At 69.9% G+C, this 16,191-nt stretch carries 17 protein-coding genes; 12 read left to right on the forward strand and 5 right to left on the reverse strand.

Features of this window, described 5'->3' with window-relative positions; genetic code table 11:
• The first annotated feature begins 11 nt into the window (after positions 1–11).
• Positions 12–341: a hypothetical protein gene (locus tag ABH935_RS39755; RefSeq protein WP_370383142.1), complete on the forward strand. Its 330-nt coding sequence runs from the start codon at positions 12–14 to the stop codon at positions 339–341.
• An 84-nt stretch (positions 342–425) separates the two neighbouring features.
• Here ABH935_RS39755 and ABH935_RS39760 read toward each other — a convergent pair whose 3' ends face one another.
• The gene (locus ABH935_RS39760; RefSeq protein ID WP_370383143.1) at positions 426–947 is read right to left on the reverse strand and encodes a SigE family RNA polymerase sigma factor; all 522 of its coding nucleotides are present in this window, start codon (positions 945–947) and stop codon (positions 426–428) included.
• 80 nt (positions 948–1,027) lie between these two features.
• Here ABH935_RS39760 and ABH935_RS39765 point away from each other — a divergent pair, with 80 nt between their 5' ends.
• Both ABH935_RS39765 and ABH935_RS39770 read left to right on the forward strand, forming a co-directional pair.
• A complete protein-coding gene (locus ABH935_RS39765; protein ID WP_370383144.1) occupies positions 1,028–1,156 on the forward strand; it encodes a hypothetical protein in 129 nt (42 codons plus the stop codon).
• A 157-nt stretch (positions 1,157–1,313) separates the two neighbouring features.
• A complete protein-coding gene (locus ABH935_RS39770) occupies positions 1,314–2,144 on the forward strand; it encodes a sensor domain-containing protein (RefSeq protein ID WP_370383145.1) in 831 nt (276 codons plus the stop codon).
• Positions 2,145–2,161: 17 nt separating this feature from the next.
• Here the strand turns inward: ABH935_RS39770 and ABH935_RS39775 are convergent, their stop codons facing one another.
• Positions 2,162–3,304 carry a DUF1648 domain-containing protein gene (locus tag ABH935_RS39775; protein WP_370383146.1) on the reverse strand — a complete coding sequence of 381 codons (1,143 nt, stop codon included), beginning with the start codon at positions 3,302–3,304 and terminating at the stop codon, positions 2,162–2,164.
• Between the two features lie 78 nt (positions 3,305–3,382).
• Complete coding sequence (locus tag ABH935_RS39780) at positions 3,383–3,769, reverse strand: GntR family transcriptional regulator (protein ID WP_370383147.1); 387 nt, start codon at positions 3,767–3,769, stop codon at positions 3,383–3,385.
• Between the two features lie 179 nt (positions 3,770–3,948).
• Here ABH935_RS39780 and ABH935_RS39785 point away from each other — a divergent pair, with 179 nt between their 5' ends.
• The 3 genes from ABH935_RS39785 to ABH935_RS39795 all read left to right on the forward strand — a co-directional run bounded on the left by ABH935_RS39785 (position 3,949) and on the right by ABH935_RS39795 (position 7,563).
• On the forward strand, positions 3,949–4,731 hold the full coding sequence (locus tag ABH935_RS39785; protein WP_370383148.1) for an SDR family oxidoreductase: 783 nt from the start codon (positions 3,949–3,951) through the stop codon (positions 4,729–4,731).
• 77 nt (positions 4,732–4,808) lie between these two features.
• Complete coding sequence (locus ABH935_RS39790) at positions 4,809–5,420, forward strand: hypothetical protein (protein WP_370383149.1); 612 nt, start codon at positions 4,809–4,811, stop codon at positions 5,418–5,420.
• On the forward strand, positions 5,413–7,563 hold the full coding sequence (locus ABH935_RS39795; RefSeq protein WP_370383150.1) for an LCP family protein: 2,151 nt from the start codon (positions 5,413–5,415) through the stop codon (positions 7,561–7,563). Before ABH935_RS39790 ends, ABH935_RS39795 begins: the two co-directional genes overlap by 8 nt.
• A gap of 149 nt (positions 7,564–7,712) precedes the next feature.
• On the opposite strand, the gene ABH935_RS39800 is transcribed toward ABH935_RS39795, so the two are convergent.
• The gene (locus ABH935_RS39800) at positions 7,713–8,600 is read right to left on the reverse strand and encodes a TIGR03619 family F420-dependent LLM class oxidoreductase (protein ID WP_370383151.1); all 888 of its coding nucleotides are present in this window, start codon (positions 8,598–8,600) and stop codon (positions 7,713–7,715) included.
• Positions 8,601–8,693: 93 nt separating this feature from the next.
• Between ABH935_RS39800 and ABH935_RS39805 the strand changes: the two genes are divergently transcribed.
• The 4 genes from ABH935_RS39805 to ABH935_RS39820 all read left to right on the forward strand — a co-directional run bounded on the left by ABH935_RS39805 (position 8,694) and on the right by ABH935_RS39820 (position 14,115).
• A complete protein-coding gene (locus ABH935_RS39805) occupies positions 8,694–9,446 on the forward strand; it encodes a glucose 1-dehydrogenase (protein WP_370383152.1) in 753 nt (250 codons plus the stop codon).
• A gap of 37 nt (positions 9,447–9,483) precedes the next feature.
• Positions 9,484–10,611 (forward strand): LLM class flavin-dependent oxidoreductase, encoded by a 1,128-nt coding sequence (locus tag ABH935_RS39810; RefSeq protein WP_370383153.1) that lies wholly within the window; start codon positions 9,484–9,486, stop codon positions 10,609–10,611.
• A 64-nt stretch (positions 10,612–10,675) separates the two neighbouring features.
• Complete coding sequence (locus ABH935_RS39815; RefSeq protein ID WP_370383154.1) at positions 10,676–11,512, forward strand: LLM class F420-dependent oxidoreductase; 837 nt, start codon at positions 10,676–10,678, stop codon at positions 11,510–11,512.
• 29 nt (positions 11,513–11,541) lie between these two features.
• Positions 11,542–14,115: a bifunctional FO biosynthesis protein CofGH gene (locus tag ABH935_RS39820; protein ID WP_370383155.1), complete on the forward strand. Its 2,574-nt coding sequence runs from the start codon at positions 11,542–11,544 to the stop codon at positions 14,113–14,115.
• A 37-nt stretch (positions 14,116–14,152) separates the two neighbouring features.
• Here ABH935_RS39820 and ABH935_RS39825 read toward each other — a convergent pair whose 3' ends face one another.
• The gene (locus ABH935_RS39825) at positions 14,153–14,773 is read right to left on the reverse strand and encodes a hypothetical protein (protein WP_370383156.1); all 621 of its coding nucleotides are present in this window, start codon (positions 14,771–14,773) and stop codon (positions 14,153–14,155) included.
• 108 nt (positions 14,774–14,881) lie between these two features.
• Between ABH935_RS39825 and ABH935_RS39830 the strand changes: the two genes are divergently transcribed.
• Together ABH935_RS39830 and ABH935_RS39835 are read left to right on the forward strand one after the other, a co-directional pair.
• Positions 14,882–15,424 carry a SigE family RNA polymerase sigma factor gene (locus ABH935_RS39830; protein WP_370383157.1) on the forward strand — a complete coding sequence of 181 codons (543 nt, stop codon included), beginning with the start codon at positions 14,882–14,884 and terminating at the stop codon, positions 15,422–15,424.
• On the forward strand, positions 15,421–16,185 hold the full coding sequence (locus ABH935_RS39835; protein WP_370383158.1) for a hypothetical protein: 765 nt from the start codon (positions 15,421–15,423) through the stop codon (positions 16,183–16,185). Before ABH935_RS39830 ends, ABH935_RS39835 begins: the two co-directional genes overlap by 4 nt.
• The last annotated feature ends 6 nt before the right edge of the window (positions 16,186–16,191 follow it).

Here is a 16,191-nt window from a genome sequence, read left to right on the forward strand (position 1 = left end):
GGCTGCTGGTGATGGCGATGTTCGATCCATCGCAGGCGGTCGGTATCGACTGCGACGATGAAGTGCTTGAGGGCTTTGTCGGGATGCGGGTCGGCGATACGTTCGGTGCTCCGCTCGGCGCCCCGGCCGACGAAGTGGACGAAGTGCCCGTGCTTGTTGGTGGTGCGATCGATGAGGGCGAGAAGGTGGGCGCCGAGGTGCCTGTGGCTCCTGGCACGATCTTTTCGCCGGCTTGGTTGTTCGGGCCGCCCAGGGTGATGAAAGCGGTGGTGCCGACTATGGCGACACCGGCGGCCGCGAGTGCGATCGACCCCGCGGTGCGCCTGTTCCGCAGATGCTGACCTCTGGCCCGCACCACCGCCGCGGAGGTGGGCATGATCTGCTCGGCCAGCTCTCGTGCGCCGGTCCGCACGGTGTTGGTGAACTCATCCATGGTTGTGCATCTCCTCTCCGAAACCGCGAACGGCTCGACCGCTGTCGGTCAGATGGCTGGAGAGCGTCTTTCGCCCCCGATGCAGTCGTGCTTTGACCGTCCCGATCGCGACGCCGGTCTCCTCGGCGATCTCCTCGACGGTGAGATCGAGGATGTAGTGCAAGGTGATGGCTCGCCGCTGCGTCTCGGGAATCTTTCGCAGGGCGTTGACGATCGCCACGTAGTCCGGATTCAGCTCGGGCTGGTCTGCCGGCTGACCGTGCTGGCGCTGTGCCCTGAATCTGTTCTTCGCCTTGCGCCATGCGCTGACCTGGATTCGGAACGCGACAGTCCGCACCCACGCCTCCGGGTCCGCATAGCCGGAAACCTTGCCCCAGTGCTGCCAGGCTTTGGCGAACGCTTCCTGAGCGATGTCCTCGGCTTCGCCCAGGTTCCCCGTCATCGCGTGGACGTAGCTCGTGATACGTCGGACGCTGCCCAGATAGAAGCTGTCGAAGTTCTGTGAGTCTTGCATCTGCCCCCCGGGTCTGATTAGTCGATAGACCGCTGCCGATCTGCTTCCGGTTACTAGTCACGCTCGACCACACGGGTGGGTTGCGACCAATCTCGCCAGCCGCCTCACGGGCCTACGTCTCGCTGGTGTCCGTCGTCCCCACCGTCCTCTACACCATGCACGTGCTCCTGCCCCGGATGCGCGAGGGCTTCGGCTTGGGGCACGGCTGATGGATGCGGTTCTGGCGAGCGTGGGCCGCTCCCGGCTCATGCGCAGGAAGGACGATCTGTCCCTGTTGCGGACATGACTTGCTATCTTCGAGCCACGCACGGCGCTCCGGATGCCTGAGCTCCGTGCTTCGTGTCAACACGGGGAACGGGGAAGAAGATGCGCAACGGGTTCAAGGGTGGCTCCATAGCCGTCCTCACGGCGGCCGTCCTGGTGACGGCCGCTTGCAGTAGTTCGGGGCAGATCGGTGGTTCGGCGGCAGGGACGAGTGCGCCGGGGGTGGCAGGTACGTCGGTCGGGTCGAAGGCGCCGGCGTCCGGCGGGGGTGTGCCGAACACGTCGATCGCGCCGTCCACTTCATCGGCGGCGTCGGGTGGGGCTTCGGGGACCACGCTGAGTGCCGCTCAGATCAGCAAGCTCCTGCTCACCGACAAGGATGACCCCGGCTACACCTACGACGCCTCGCAGGACGACGCCACGACCACCAGCGCGCAGGACGTCGTGAAGACCGGGGGCGCGGCCTGCCAGACGTTCGTGGACGCCGAGGACGGCCTGACCACGAAGTACGGCACCACCGCCGAGGTGAACCGCCAGCTCCACAAGACCTCGGCCGGCCACGTGATCCAGGACTCGGTGCTGGCGCTGCCGTCCTCCGACAAGGCGCAGGCGCTGATCACCGACCTGACCGCGGGGCTGCAGGGGTGCAAGAACCTGAGCATGACCTTCTCCGGCAGTTCCGGGACCATGGCGCCGGCCCCGGTCCCGCAGCTGATGAAGCAGGGCCAGGCCGGCTACATCAACTACCTCACCGTCGGCGGCAAGACCGTGCTCATGGCCGCGCTGCTGGTGCACGTCGGGTCGGCGGTCTCGGTGGTGGTTCTCGTCGGGCCGGTGACGAACGACAAGACGTCGCTGGAGCAGATGGGGGCGACGCTCGCGCACCTGACCGATATCCAGGTCGGGCGCTTGAAGGCGGCGCAGGGATTGTAAGCCCGCACCGCGAGCCCTCAGTGTGAGCCGAGGATCAGCGGGAGCGCGATCGGGATCAGCAAGAGTCCGACGATCAAGCCGGCGCCGCTCGGGCGAGCGAAGTTGATCGTCCAGCCGATGCCGAAACGCTTCGGAACGAACACCGCCGGGTCCTCGTGGTTGTAGTAGAGCAGGCCGAGCTTCCAGTATCGGTCGTCGTCACGGTTGACGGCCCCGGCGCGGCTCCCGTCGCCCCGGCCGTCACCGGCACCCGCACCCGCACCCGCACCCGCACCCGCAGCCTCCCCCGCGATCCGCAACCGCGACCCGCCCTGCCCGACCCGCACCGCCACCACGACCAGCACCACCGTCGCCACCGCGATCGGCGCGATGAGCAGCACCGGAAAGAAGCCCGTACTCCCCGTCACGTTCCACATCGCCAACGCGGCGAAGAACATCGAAAGATCCGCCGCGGCGGCCAGCACGAGCAGGCAGCGCGCCATCGCCGCGACGAACCGCCGGTGCCGCTCGGCCGCGTGCGGATCCTGCGCGTCCAGGGCGGCCTTCCCGCGCGCGGTGACCCAGGTCAGCGTCACGATCAGCACGGTGATCCCCATCTGCACCCCGACCAGCCCGAACGCCGACACAAAAGTCTTGGCGGTGTACGACGTCGGATGCCCGCCGGCGTCGTAGTGCGAGACGAGCCGATCCGGCAGGTGCGGATAACGGATCGCGCCGACGACCGCCGTGCCCACGGTGACCGCCACCGCCGGCAGCGCCCACAGCCACGGGAACGGCTCGGGCCGGGTGCGCAGCGCCGTGTCGGCGACCGTGATCTGCGTGCGCCCCTCGAACCAGCGTCCGTCCTGCTTGGCCGCGGCGACCTGCGACCGCGCGACGAGATACACCGCCACCGACCCGACGAGCTCGACCAGCAACGCCCCGGCCGTCGCCGCGCCCACCGACCCCACGAACAACCCGACCAGCGCCGCGACGACGGTCACCGCACCGATCCCGCCCCGGTACGTCCGCCGCGCGGCCGCCACCACCGGATCCCCGGCACGCTCCGCCGGCACCCGGACCCCGAACTGCACGGTCCGCGGCGTCAGCGCCGGGGTGAGCAGGGACAGGAACCCGATCAGTAGGACCGGTACCACTGCGGGCAGAGCAGAGGTGTGCATCGGAGCCTCCCGTGTCGTCTCGGTGATGCGTGGTGGTGCGTGGCGCGTGGTGCGTAGTGGGCTTCAGGCTTCTTCGGCTTAGGGCCCGGCGAACTCGTCCAACAGCGCCCGGCACCGCTCCAGCACCTCCGCCGGCGCCATCCCCTTCGCGAACCCCTCGGCGAGCAACGTCCGGGTCCGCCGCTCCCAGTCCCCGACCTCCTCCGCCGAGGCGGGCCCGTCCCCCGGCCCCCGCGCCACCACCGCGCCGGTCCGCCGCCCCAGCCGGATCAACCCCTCGCGCCGCAACAGGTCGTAGGCCTTGTTCACGGTGTGCATGTTGATCCCGAGATCGGCGGCCAGCTGCCGCGTCGTCGGCAGCGAATCCCCCGCCACCAGCACCCCGGCCGCCACCGCCACCACGATCTGGTCGCGCAGCTGCTGGTAGATCGGCACGTCGCCGTCGGGCTCCACGGTCAGGAGCAAGCTTCCGCCTCCTTCGAACTATTGCTATAGAACAGCTAGAACAATCGTGGTGTCAAGCATCGTCGCAGGATGCTGTCATGTCGTGGCGGGACCGCGTGACGACTCTGGCGATCTCACCCCGTCCCGCCTAATCTGACGCACCATCAGAATCTCTCGCCACCACCCACGAAAGGCTCCCCATGTTGCTCCGAGGCAAGACGGTGATCGTGTCAGGGGTCGGCGACGGACTCGGCCGGGAGGTCGCGCAGGCGGCCTACGACCAGGGCGCGAACGTGGTGCTGGGGGCGCGGACGGAGGCGAAGCTGGCCAAGGCGGCCGCCGAGTTCGACGCCGCGCGCGTCGCCTTCGCGCCGACCGACATCACCTCCGAGAGCGACTGCCTGCGGCTGGTCGATCTCGCCGTCGAGCGCTTCGGCGCCCTCGACGGTCTGGTCAACGTCGCGGCCATGGACCAGGTCTTCGGGGGCGTCAGCGACGCCGACTTCGCCGACTGGCGCGCCGTCTACGAGGTGAACGTCGTCGGCACCCTGCAGCTCAGCAAGGCGGCGATCCCGCATCTGGCGCGCGAAACCGGGACCACCGGCATCGTCCACATCCTGTCGCAGTCGATGTGGGTGCCGGCGACCGAAGTGATGCAGGCCGCTTATGCCGCTTCCAAGGGGGCTCTGCTGTCCGCCACCTACGGCATGGCCAAGGAACTCGGGCCGCGGCGCATCAGGGTCAACGCGGTGGTGCCGTCGTGGATGTGGGGGCCGATGGTCCAGGGGTACGTCGCGTGGACCGCCGCGTCACAAAAAATCGCCGAGGAACAGATCGTCGCGTCACTGACCGATCGCATGGCGTTGCCGGAAATGGCCAGTGACGGCGACGTGGCGAACGCGGCCGTGTACATGGTGTCGCCATATGCCGGCGGGGTGACCGGTCAATCGCTTGCCGTCAACGCCGGCGATTACATGCGGTGACGGGCCTTCCCGCGTTGTAGCAGGGTTGTGACGAAAGCGGGATGGGTCGGTTGAACGGCTGAGTGAGGATCGCCGACATGTCCTCAACAGCTCGCACGTCGCCGGCGCGGCGTCCGGGCCCCGGCGGCGGTGGCCGTCCGGAGCGCGGGTCTTCGATGCCGCCTCGGTCGGGGCGGCCCGTGCCGCCGCCGGCTCCGGTGCGCGGTCGCGCCTCGGGTCCGTCCGGCCGCGGTGGTCCCGCCGCCGGTCGCCGTTCCGCCCCGCGGCCGGGGCCCGGCCCGGGCGACAGGCTGCTGGCGGGGGCACCGAACTGGCTGCCGGCCGCGGCGGTGCTCGGCGGGCCGATGCTGGCCGCGATACTCGGCAAGTTCATCGGCGGCTACCACGGCCCGGTGTTCTTGGTGCTCACCGTCGTCTCGGCCGGTGTGGCCGTCGCCTCGGCCACCGTGAACGGCCGCTGGTGGGTGGTCTGCGCGCTGCCGCCGGTGGCCTGGCTGGTCGCCGCGGTCGCCGAGCTGGCCTGGCACAACCCGCCCTACCCGGACACCAAGGCGAAGGCGGTCGGTCTGGTCCACGCGACGACGAACGTCTTCCCGGTGATCCTCGCCGCGCTCGTCGTCATGGGTTTGGTCATAGCCGCCGCGGTGGTGCGCGGACGGCAGAGCGGGGGAGGCACGCGTCGTGTCTGAGTGGTATCCGGACGAAGGCGGGGACTACCGCGGCGGCGGTGACCGTCGCGGGGGCGGCGGCGGCCGACGTGGCGCCGGCGGCGGTGACGGTTATGGCGGGCGTGGTAACGATGGCGGCTACGGCCGCGGCGGCAACCCCGGTTACGGAAACGACCCCGGCTACGGAAACGACCCCGACTACGGCCGGGGCGGCGGTCGCCGTGAAGAGCCCGAGCAACCCTGGCGCGCGGCCCAGCGCCGCCCGGAGCCCCCGCCGCAGCGCCGCCCCGAAGCCCCGCCGCAGCGCGACAACCGGGCCTGGTTGCCGCAGCAGCCGCCGCCCGCACGCCCCGATGACCCGACGCACCACGGCGCCCCCGGCGACTGGTACGCCGCGGAGCAGACCAATGTCATGGCCCAGCAGGGCCGTGACGATTTCCACGGTCCGGACGACTACGACGAGGACTACATCGAGTCCGGCCGGGGCGGAGGCGGCGGCCGGCGCGGAGGCGGCCGCGGCGCGACGGGTCCCGCCAAGCCTCCCCGCAAGCGCGGCGTGCTCGCCGGCCGGATCACCGCCGCCACGATGAGCGCGGTGGTCGTGCTGGCGACCGGCTTCGTCTGGTTCGAGAACAAGCAGCTCACCGACGGCCTGCACACCTCGGACTCGATCAACCAGATCAAGCCCGGCCAGGACGGTTACGTCGCCCCGCACCTCGGCGCCGACGTCAACCTGCTGCTGATCGGCCTGGACTCGCGCAAGGACATGAACGGCAACAACCTGCCGACCTCCCTGGTCGAGGACGAGCTGCACGCCGGTTCCTCCTCGATCGGCGGCTACAACACCAACGTGCTGATCCTCATGCACATCCCGGCCAACGGCGGCAAGGTCACCGCGTACTCGATCCCGCGCGACAGCGACGTCGAGCGCCCCGGCGGCAGCGCGGACATCCCCGGCGTGGGCACGGTCCAGGTGCCGGACATGGGCATGGGCAAGATCAAGGAGGCCTACGGCGACGCCAAGGCCTTCGCCGACCAGAAGATCAACGCCTCCGGCAAGAAGGTGGACAAGGCCACCGAGGAGGCCGAGAGCCGCGAGGTGGGCCGCGAGGCCACGATCCGGGCCGTGCAGAAGCTCACCGGCCAGCACGTCGACCACCTCGCCGAGGTCAACCTGGTCGGCTTCTACGACATCGTGAACGCGATCGGCACCATCCAGGTCTGCCTGAAGGCTCCGGCCTACGACCCGATCCAGGACGGCGCGGGCACCGGCCTCAACCTGCCGGCCGGCGTGTCCACCATCAACGCGGCCACCGCCCTGCAGTTCGTGCGCCAGCGCTTCCACCTGCCCAACGGCGACCTGGACCGCACGCACCGCCAGCAGGCGTTCCTGTCCTCGGTGACGCAGGCGTTGAAGAAGAAGGGCGTGCTCGGCGACGTCGGGGCCATGCAGGGCCTGTTCAACGTCGTGAAGAACGACATCGTCATCGACAACGGCTGGAGCGTGCTGGACTTCGCGTCCCAGGCCTCGAACCTGACCGGCGGCAACACCGAGTTCATCACGCTGCCGACCACCGGCACCGTGACGATCGCCGGCGAGAGCGCGCTGACCGTCGACCCGGCCGCGATCAAGAGCACCATGGCCGCGACGTTCGGCAACGACGCCGCGGTGGCCCCGCCGCCGACCACGGCCTCCAGCTCGACCCCGCCCCCGGCGGCGCCCTCCACGACGGCGACGCCCCCGGCGACCATCACCGTGCTGAACGGCACCCAGACCACCGGCCTGGCGCTGAAGGTCTCCGGGCAGCTGTTCGACGCCGGCATCCCGACCAGCAAGACCGGCAACGGCGGCAACGGCGTGCAGCACACGATCATCCGCTACGGCGCCGGCGAGGAGGCCCTGGCCAAGCAGATCCAGACCAAGCTCGGCACCAAGACCGCGCCGATCGCCAGCGACTCCCTGGCCAAGGGCACGATCACGGTCACCGTCGGCTACGACTACAAGGCGCCGCCGGCGACCACGACCTCGGCGCCGTCGAGCCAGCCGTCGAACCAGCCCTCGGGCGCCCCGACCAGCGTGGCCAGCGACAACTCCGCGGACTCCTCCGGTCTGAGCTCCGGTGGCGCGGTCACCTCGCAGAACGGCATTCCCTGCGTGTACTGATTGACGGGCACGTGACGAGCACGTGAGGACGCCGCGGGCGCCAGAGGCTGAGGCTTCTGGCGCCCGCGGCGTTTGCCGGGGCTACAGACAGATACGCGACTGCCGACCTATACGCGGCACAGACGTATACGCGGCAAGACCTATACGCGCTACTTCACATAGCGCCCGGCGAACTCCGCCACCGCCTCTACCATCTCGTCCAGCGAGGGCCCCGGCGCCGTCATCGCCTTGATGTTCTTCATCCACGGAGCACCCAGCAGGTCCGTGACGCCCCACTCCTCCACCTGCTCGCACAGCTCCGGCGTGGGCTCGGCCAGGACCGCGAGCATGGCGCGGAACGGCCGGTCGAGCGTCCCGGCCTCCTCGCGGGCCGCCCGGATCCGGTCCATGATCGCCCGCGTCTCGTCGACCGTGTGGTAGATCCCGATCCAGCCGTCGTTCCGCGCCGCGCGCCGGATCGCGATGTCGGAGACGCCGCCGATGTAGACCGGGATCGGGTCGTTCGGCGTCGGGGTGATCGAGCACGGCGGGAGCGTGTAGTTCGGCCCCGCCACCTCGACCACGTCGCCGGTCCACAGCCGGCGCAGCGCGACGAGCATCTCGTCCAGCCGGGCTCCGCGCCTGGCGAAGGCCTGGCCGGTCGCGGTGAACTCGTCCTTGCTCCAGCCCGGCCCGACGCCCAGCGCGACGCGGTGGTGGCCGTCGGCGGAGCCCTGCGAGAGGTACGCGGCCGTGGCCAGTTGGTTCGCGACGGTCAGCAGGTCGCGGGCCGGGGCCACGTAGATGTTGGTCGTGAACCGCAGCCGCGTCGTCACCGCGGCCATCGCCGCGATCGCCACCCACGGCTCAGGCCAATGAGTGTCCTTCGACCAATACCGGGATCCGTCCGGCGTATACGGGTAGGGGGAGGACAACTCGACCGGATGGAACAGGTGGTCCGGGATGGCGATCCCTTCGAACCCGTACTCCTCGGCGGCCCGTGCCAGGCCGGTGAGGTGCGCGGTGTCGCAGAACGCCGGTGAGAGCCAGAACTTCATGGGCCGCCTCCCCTTCACTTTTCGCCTGGAAGGAATCAATCTGACACCTAGTCAGATGTCAAGCGCGATCCGAGGACAGGGGACGGTCGGCAGATGGGCAAATTGGACGGGCGGGTGGTGTTGATCACCGGCGCGGCGCGGGGCCAGGGCGCCGAGGAGGCGCGGCTGTTCGCCTCCGAGGGTGCGCGGGTGGTGATCGCAGATGTGCTGGAGGACCTGGGCGACCAGGTGGCCAAGGAGATCGGCGACGCGGCGCGCTTCGTGCGGCTCGACGTCACCGACGAGGCGCAGTGGACCGCCGCCGCGGACTACGCCGAGGCCGAGTTCGGCAAGCTCGACGGTCTGATCAACAACGCCGGCATCCTGCGCTTCAACAAGATCGAGAAGACCAGCGTCGAGGAGTACATGCAGGTCGTGACGGTGAACCAGGTCGGCGTCTTCCTGGGGCTGCACGTGTGCCTGCCCCGGATCCGCGCGGCCGGCGGCGGCACCGTGGTGAACACCGCGAGCATCGACGGGCTGGCGGGCATGGCGTACCTGGGCTCCTACGTCTCGACCAAGTTCGCCGTCAGGGGCCTGACGCGCGTGGCGGCCCTGGAGGCCGCGCCGACGGTCCGGGTGAACTGCATCTGCCCCGGCGGCGTGCACACCCCGATGGTCACCGAGCTGATGCCGGAGGACTCCGACCCGAACGCCGGCTACTCCGGCATCCCGCTCAAGCGCGTCGGGACCGCGAACGAGATCGCCAAGGCCGCGCTGTTCCTCACCTCCGACGACTCGTCCTACTGCACCGGCGCCGACTTCGTCCTCGACGGCGGAGCGCTGGCCGGCATCCATTTCGGCTAGACGACTGATTCGGCTAGACGACCGACCAGGAGGCGCCATGGAGTTCGGCATCTTCATCCAGGGCCACGTGCCGCTCGCGCAGCTGGCCGCCGACCCCGACTTCGAGCACACCTCGCTGATGAACGACATCGCGATCGCCAAAGCCGCGGACAAGGCGGGCTTCAAGTACGTGTGGGCCTCCGAGCACCACTTCCTTGACGAGTACTCACACCTGGCGAGCAACGACGTCTTCCTGGGCTACCTGGCCGCCGCGACCGAGCGGATCCACCTCGGCTCAGGCATCTTCAATCCGTTGCCGCAAGCCAACCACCCGGTGAAGGTCGCGGAGAAGGTGGCGACGCTGGACCACCTGTCCGGCGGCCGGTTCGAGTTCGGCACCGGACGCGGCGCCGGCTCGCGCGAGATCCTGGGCCTGGGCTTGCCGGACACCACGGTCACCAAGGAGATCTGGGCCGAGGTGGTGCGCGAGATCCCGAAGATGTGGATACAGGACTCGTATTCGCACGACGGCAAGTGGTTCTCGATGCCGGAGCGGAACGTGCTGCCCAAGCCGTGGAAGAAGCCGCATCCGGCGATGTGGTACGCGGCCGGGAACCCGCCGTCGTACGAGATGGCCGCGCGGATGGGGCTCGGCGTGCTGGGCTTCTCGGTGGGCTCCGCGGCCGACGCCGAGAGCGCGGTCGCGGCGTACAAGAAGGCGGTCCTGTCGGCCGAGCCGATCGGCGCGTACGTCAACGACAACGTCATGGTGACGTCCTCGGCGGTGTGCCTGGCCGACGGCGACCGGGCCCGGCGCGCGGCCACGACGATGGGGCTGGGACGCCTGCAGTCGCTGGTGTTCCGCTACCACGACACCTTCCCGCGGCCCGACTGGATCCCGGCCTGGCCGGCGGTGCTGCCCGAGCCGACGCTGGAGGAGGTCGTCTGGCGCTCGCACAACGGGTACCTGATCTGCGGCGACCCCGACGAGGTGCTGGCGCAGATCAAGCGCTACGAGGCCACGGGGATCGACCAGCTGGTGTTCGGCCTGCCGATCCAGCTCTCGCTCGCCGACACGCTGGAGACGATCGAGCTGATCGGCCGGCACGTGATCCCCAAGATAGACAAGGATCCGGTGCACCGGACCACACGGTTCCGCAGTGCCGCCGCGGCGTTGGGCAAGTAAGCATGTGAACAGCCACCGACCCGAAACCCACCCCCCGAGAACCACCTCTGCAGAAGGAGCTGTCTTGCGCATCGGCGTCACGGTCTTCCTGACCGACCAGACCATCGGTCCGGCCGAGCTCGGGCGCGCGCTCGCCGAGCGCGGCTTCCAGTCGTACTACGCGCCCGAGCACACTCACATCCCGGTCAGCCGGGCCACCCCGGCGCCGCTCGGGGAGCCGCTGCCGGACTACTACTCGCGGACGCTCGATCCCTTCGTCGCGCTCGCCACTGTCGCGGCCGCCGCGCCCGGCCTGCGCGTGGGCACCGGCATCTGCCTGGCCGCCCAGCACGATCCGCTGCTGCTGGCCAAGACCGTCGCGACCCTGGACCTGGTCACCGGCGGCAACCTGGACCTCGGTGTGGGCTTCGGCTGGAACAAGGAGGAGATGGCCGACCACGGCGTCGACTTCGGGACCCGGCGGGAGCAGGTGCGGGAGACCGTGCTGGCGATGAAGGAGCTCTGGGGCAAGGAGGTCGCTTCGTACCACGGTGAGCACGTCAGCTTCGACCCCTCGTGGTCCTGGCCGAAGCCGGCGGCCGGGTCCGTCCCGGTCCTGATCGGCGGGGCGGCCGGACCGAAGCTGTTCAGCGCGGTGATCGACTACGCCGACGGCTGGATGCCGATCGGCGGACGCGGGCTGACGCAGGCGATGCCGGTGCTGCGGGCGGCGGCGGAGGAAGCCGGACGGGACCCGGACACGGTGCGGGTCGTGCCTTTCGGGACCGAGCCGACCCCGGGCAAGATGGAGCACTACCAGGCCCTGGGCATCGAGGAGATTGTGTTCAACGTCCCATCGGCGCCCGCGGACCGGATCTTGCCGGTGCTCGACGACTACGCTCGCTATGTCGAACGGGAATAGATCCGGTTCATTGCCGCGTAGGAACTGGAATGACGATGCAGCCGACTGCCAATGCGATGCGCCGTGCCCTGCACCGGGCGGGTGAGGGAGTCGCGCTCAGCGTCGAGGAGGCGGCGGTCCTGCTCGCCGCTCGCGGCACCGACCTGGACGCGCTGTGCGCCGTCGCCTCCCGCCTGCGAGATCAGGGCTTGGAAGCGGCCGGCAGGCCCGGCGTGGTCACCTATTCGCGCAAGGTGTTCATCCCCCTGACCCGGCTGTGCCGGGACCGATGCCATTACTGCACTTTTGTCACGGTTCCCGGCCGCCTGGACTCGCTGTACCTCTCGCCCGACGAGGTGCTCGACATCGCCGCGAAGGGTGCGGCGCTGGGCTGCAAGGAAGCGCTGTTCACGCTGGGGGACCGGCCGGAGGACCGGTGGCCGCAGGCGAAGGAATGGCTGGACGCGCACGGCTACGACTCGACGCTGGACTATGTGCGCGCCATGTCGATCCGGGTGCTGGAGGAGACCGGCCTGCTCCCCCACTTGAACCCGGGCGTGCTGTCCTGGTCCGACTTCCAGCGGCTCAAGCCGGTGGCGCCGTCGATGGGGATGATGCTGGAGACCACGGCCACGCGGCTGTGGTCGGAGCCTGGCGGGCCGCACTACGGGTCCCCGGACAAGGAACCCGCGGTGCGGCTCCGGGTATTGGAGGACGCGGGCCGCTCTTCGGTTCCCTTCACCACCGGGATTCTCATCGGGATCGGCGAGACGCTGGAGGAGCGCGCTGATTCGATCTTCGCGATGCGGAAGGTGGCGCGGACGTATCGCGGGATCCAGGAGATCATCATCCAGAACTTCCGGGCCAAGCCGGCCACGGCGATGATGAACACCCCCGACGCGGATCTGGAAGAGCTCGCGGCGACGATTGCCACGGCGCGCGTCGTGCTCGGGCCCTCGGTCCGGATCCAGGCGCCGCCGAACCTGGTGGACGCGCAGTACGCGCTGATGCTGCGGGCCGGTATCGACGACTGGGGCGGGGTCTCGCCGCTGACCGCGGACCACGTCAATCCGGAGCGGCCTTGGCCGGCCATCGACGAACTGGCCGAGCAGTCCTCCGCCGCGGGCTTCACGCTGAAGGAACGCCTGACGATCTACCCCGAGTACGTGCTGCACGGGGAGCCGTGGCTGGACCCGCGGATCATGCCGCATGTGAAGGCGCTGGCCGATCCGGAGACCGGGATGGCCGTGGAGGGGCGGATCCCCACCGGGATCCGGTGGCAGGAGCCCGACGGCGGCTGGGACACCTCCAGCGGCCGCACCGACCTGCACACCACCATCGACACCGACGGCCGCAGCGAGGACCGGCGCTCCGACTTCTCCGACGTCTACGGGGACTGGGACGAGCTCCGCGAGCACGCCTCCCGGACCTCTGTCGACCACAGCGCTCCGGAGCGCATCGACGCGGCGCTGAAGACCGCGCTGGCGGCTGCCGAGCGTGACCCGGGGAACCTGTCGGACACCGACGCGCTCGCGCTGATCCACGCCGACGGTCCCGCGCTGGAGGCGTTGGCCGCGTTGGCCGACGGGCTGCGGCGGGACGCGGTCGGGGACGAGGTGACGTACGTCGTCAACCGGAACATCAACTTCACGAACGTCTGTTACACCGGCTGCCGGTTCTGTGCCTTCGCGCAGCGGCGTACGGACGCGGACGCGTACACCCTTTCCGTGTCAGAGGTCGGCGACCGCGCCGAGGCCGCGTGGCAGGTCGGGGCGACGGAGATCTGCATGCAGGGCGGCATCCACCCGGACCTGCCCGGCACCGCGTACTTCGACCTGGCCGCCGAGATCAAGAAGCGGGTCCCGGGGCTGCACCTGCACTCGTACTCGCCGATGGAGATCATCAACGGCGTCTCCCGGACCGGCATGTCGATTCGCGAGTTCCTCACCGCGGCCAAGGAGGCGGGCGTCGACTCGCTGCCGGGGACCGCCGCCGAGATCCTCGACGACGACGTGCGCTGGGTGCTGACCAAGGGCAAGCTGCCGGCCGCGCAGTGGATCGAGGTGATCACCACCGCGCACCAGGTCGGGATCCCCACCACCTCGACGATGATGTACGGGCACGTCGACAACCCCGCGCACTGGGTCGCGCACCTGCGGGTGCTGGCCCGGATCCAGGACGAGACCGGCGGCTTCACGGAGTTCGTACCGCTGCCGTTCATCCACTCCAACGCACCGGTGTACCTGGCCGGCATCGCCCGCCCGGGACCGACGATGCGCGACAACCGCGCGGTGCACGCGATGGCGCGCGTCATGCTGCACGGCCGCATCAAGAACATCCAGACTTCGTGGGTCAAGCTCGGCACCGACAACGCCCGGCTCATGCTCGCCGGCGGCGTCAACGACATGGGCGGCACGCTCATGGAGGAGACGATCTCCCGCATGGCCGGGTCCGAGTACGGCTCGGCGAAGGGCATCGCGGAGCTGGAGGAGATCTGCGCCCCGCTCGGCCGTCCGACGCGCCAGCGCTCGACCCTGTACGGCGAGGTGCCGGCCGAGCGCATCCAGGCGGCGCGCGAGGCGGACTCGCGGGGGCTGCTGCGGACGATGCTGCCGCTGGCGTAGGTGTTTCGGCGGGCCCGTCATTCCGGGCCCGCCGGCCTCAGTTGTACCTGGTCGGGAAGTCGTAGGGCACGAACGGCACGTCCCGTCCCACGTTCAGCTGCACTGTCGTGTGGTCCTTCAGGGCCACGGCGCGTGGGTCGCCGTCGTAGCTCTTGCCGTCCACCCACACCGTCACGTCACCCTGGGCCGGCCCGACCTCGTGCCGGTCCAGGGGCTGGCCCCACAGGTCGAAGAACTGGCCGAGGGTGAAGTCGTGCGGCGTCGGCGCCTCTTCGTGGATGACTCCGGACTCGTCGTGCGTGTGCAGCCAGTAGAAGCTGTGTGCCTCCGTGATCGACGGGTCCGGGCGCGTGGGGTCCAGCACGACCGGGCGGGTCACGCCCACGCCGGCCGGGACCCACTGCTCCATGCCGTTGATGTACAGCGTCAGGTGCGAGTGCACGTGGTAGCCGCCGGCGACCATCGGGCCGGCCGGGATGCCGTCGACCGGTTTGCCGTCCAGGACGGCGGCCGTGGCCAGGACCGGCGGGTCGTCCACGATCTCGTCCGCGGCGGCCATCGGCGCGCCACAGAATCCGATGGACAGCGCCAGGGCGGCCAGGGCCGCGAGGGTGGCGAGGGCGCCGAGCCGGCGGCGCGGAGACTGTGTGTGGCTCATCAGATCAGGATCATTCCAGTTTTTGCCCGTTGTGCCATGGATTAAGAGTATTCGTACTCGGCCGTGGACCGCGGTAAACGCATCATCACTCGAAAGCGTGAAAGGACCGTGGACAGAGGATCCGAGGATTTCGCAGCCTTCTACGAAGGCCACCGGGACCCCTGCTTTCGGGCGGTTCTGGTCAGCGTCGGCGACCGGCACCTCGCCGAGGAGCTGACGGCCGAGGCCTTCGCCCGGGCGTGGGGGCACTGGCGCAAGGTGCGTAAGCACCCGGCGCCGGCGGCGTGGGTGGTGCGTACCGCGCTGAACACCCACGTCTCCTGGTGGCGAAGACGCCGCCGCGAGGTGTCGTGGGACGCGGTCGCGTACCCCGACGCGCCGGGCGCCGGAGCGCGCGCGGGCGCGACCGCGAACACGGGCCCCGACGGCGATGCGACCGCCGTTGAGCCCGTCCTGCGCGCCGCCCTGCGCAATCTGCCGCTCCGGCAGCGCGAAGTGGTGGTGCTGCGGGTCTTCCTCGATCTGGACACCCGGGGCACGGCCGCCGCGCTCGGCATCGCCCCCGGAACCGTCCAGGCCCACCTCCACCGCGCGATGAAGACGCTGCGGACGGAGCTCGAAGATCAGACCGAGCGGGAGGAAGTGAAGTGATCAACACGCGAGCGAACCCAGAGGGCTCCGACGACGCGATCGACGACGAGGAGGTGTTCGCCGGACTGCGACGCTCCGTGGCCGGCGCGACCCTGGCCACCAGCGCGGCCGACGTGGCGGCCCTCGGCCGCCGCACCCGCAACCGGCACCGCGCCCTGGCCGCCGGCATCGGGACGAGCGCGGCGGCGCTCGTCGCGGCGGTCGGGGTGCTGGCTCCGTCGGCGGGGACGGGGACCGGGCCCGTGCTGAACGCGCCGCCGCAGAAGGCTGTCACTCCCGGCGCCGAAAGGACTGTGACCACCCCCGGCACCGAAACGGCCGCCACCAAGCCCGGCACTGTCCAGACCCTGAACGTTCAAGAGGCCGGGTTCTCCATGGAGGAGAAGGCGGACGGCACGGTCCATCTGACCATCACCCAGATCATCGACCCGGCCGTCATCCAGTCCGTGCTGGAGAAGGCCGGAGTGCCCGCGGTCATCCTGGTCCAGCAGGTCCCGCAGGGGTGGGACATGACCCGGGGGATCGAGTGCACTCCGGACCCCGGGGTGGTCGACGCCGGAACGGTCGGTGGGAAGGTCCTCAAGATCAATCCGGCCCACGGCTACGACTTCGTGATCGACAAGGCCGCCATCCCGGCCGGGGACTTCATGACGGTGATGCAGTTCCAGTCCCACGGCCGGCAGATGGGGACCCAATTCGGGCTGAAGGTCGGTCGGCAGACGACCTGCGTGCCCAGGTACGACGACACGACCGGCCAGTGACCCTCC

It is taken from the genome of Catenulispora sp. GAS73 (assembly GCF_041262085.1).
Lineage (GTDB): Bacteria > Actinomycetota > Actinomycetes > Streptomycetales > Catenulisporaceae > Catenulispora.

Coding starts and splice junctions, on each gene's coding strand:
- ABH935_RS39755 (WP_370383142.1), top strand. CDS start 12: ATGGCGATGTTCGATCCATCGCAGGCGGTCGGTATCGACTGCGACGAT.
- ABH935_RS39760 (WP_370383143.1), bottom strand. CDS start 947: ATGCAAGACTCACAGAACTTCGACAGCTTCTATCTGGGCAGCGTCCGA.
- ABH935_RS39770 (WP_370383145.1), top strand. CDS start 1,314: ATGCGCAACGGGTTCAAGGGTGGCTCCATAGCCGTCCTCACGGCGGCC.
- ABH935_RS39775 (WP_370383146.1), bottom strand. CDS start 3,304: ATGCACACCTCTGCTCTGCCCGCAGTGGTACCGGTCCTACTGATCGGG.
- ABH935_RS39785 (WP_370383148.1), top strand. CDS start 3,949: ATGTTGCTCCGAGGCAAGACGGTGATCGTGTCAGGGGTCGGCGACGGA.
- ABH935_RS39790 (WP_370383149.1), top strand. CDS start 4,809: ATGTCCTCAACAGCTCGCACGTCGCCGGCGCGGCGTCCGGGCCCCGGC.
- ABH935_RS39800 (WP_370383151.1), bottom strand. CDS start 8,600: ATGAAGTTCTGGCTCTCACCGGCGTTCTGCGACACCGCGCACCTCACC.
- ABH935_RS39805 (WP_370383152.1), top strand. CDS start 8,694: ATGGGCAAATTGGACGGGCGGGTGGTGTTGATCACCGGCGCGGCGCGG.
- ABH935_RS39810 (WP_370383153.1), top strand. CDS start 9,484: ATGGAGTTCGGCATCTTCATCCAGGGCCACGTGCCGCTCGCGCAGCTG.
- ABH935_RS39820 (WP_370383155.1), top strand. CDS start 11,542: ATGACGATGCAGCCGACTGCCAATGCGATGCGCCGTGCCCTGCACCGG.
- ABH935_RS39825 (WP_370383156.1), bottom strand. CDS start 14,773: ATGAGCCACACACAGTCTCCGCGCCGCCGGCTCGGCGCCCTCGCCACC.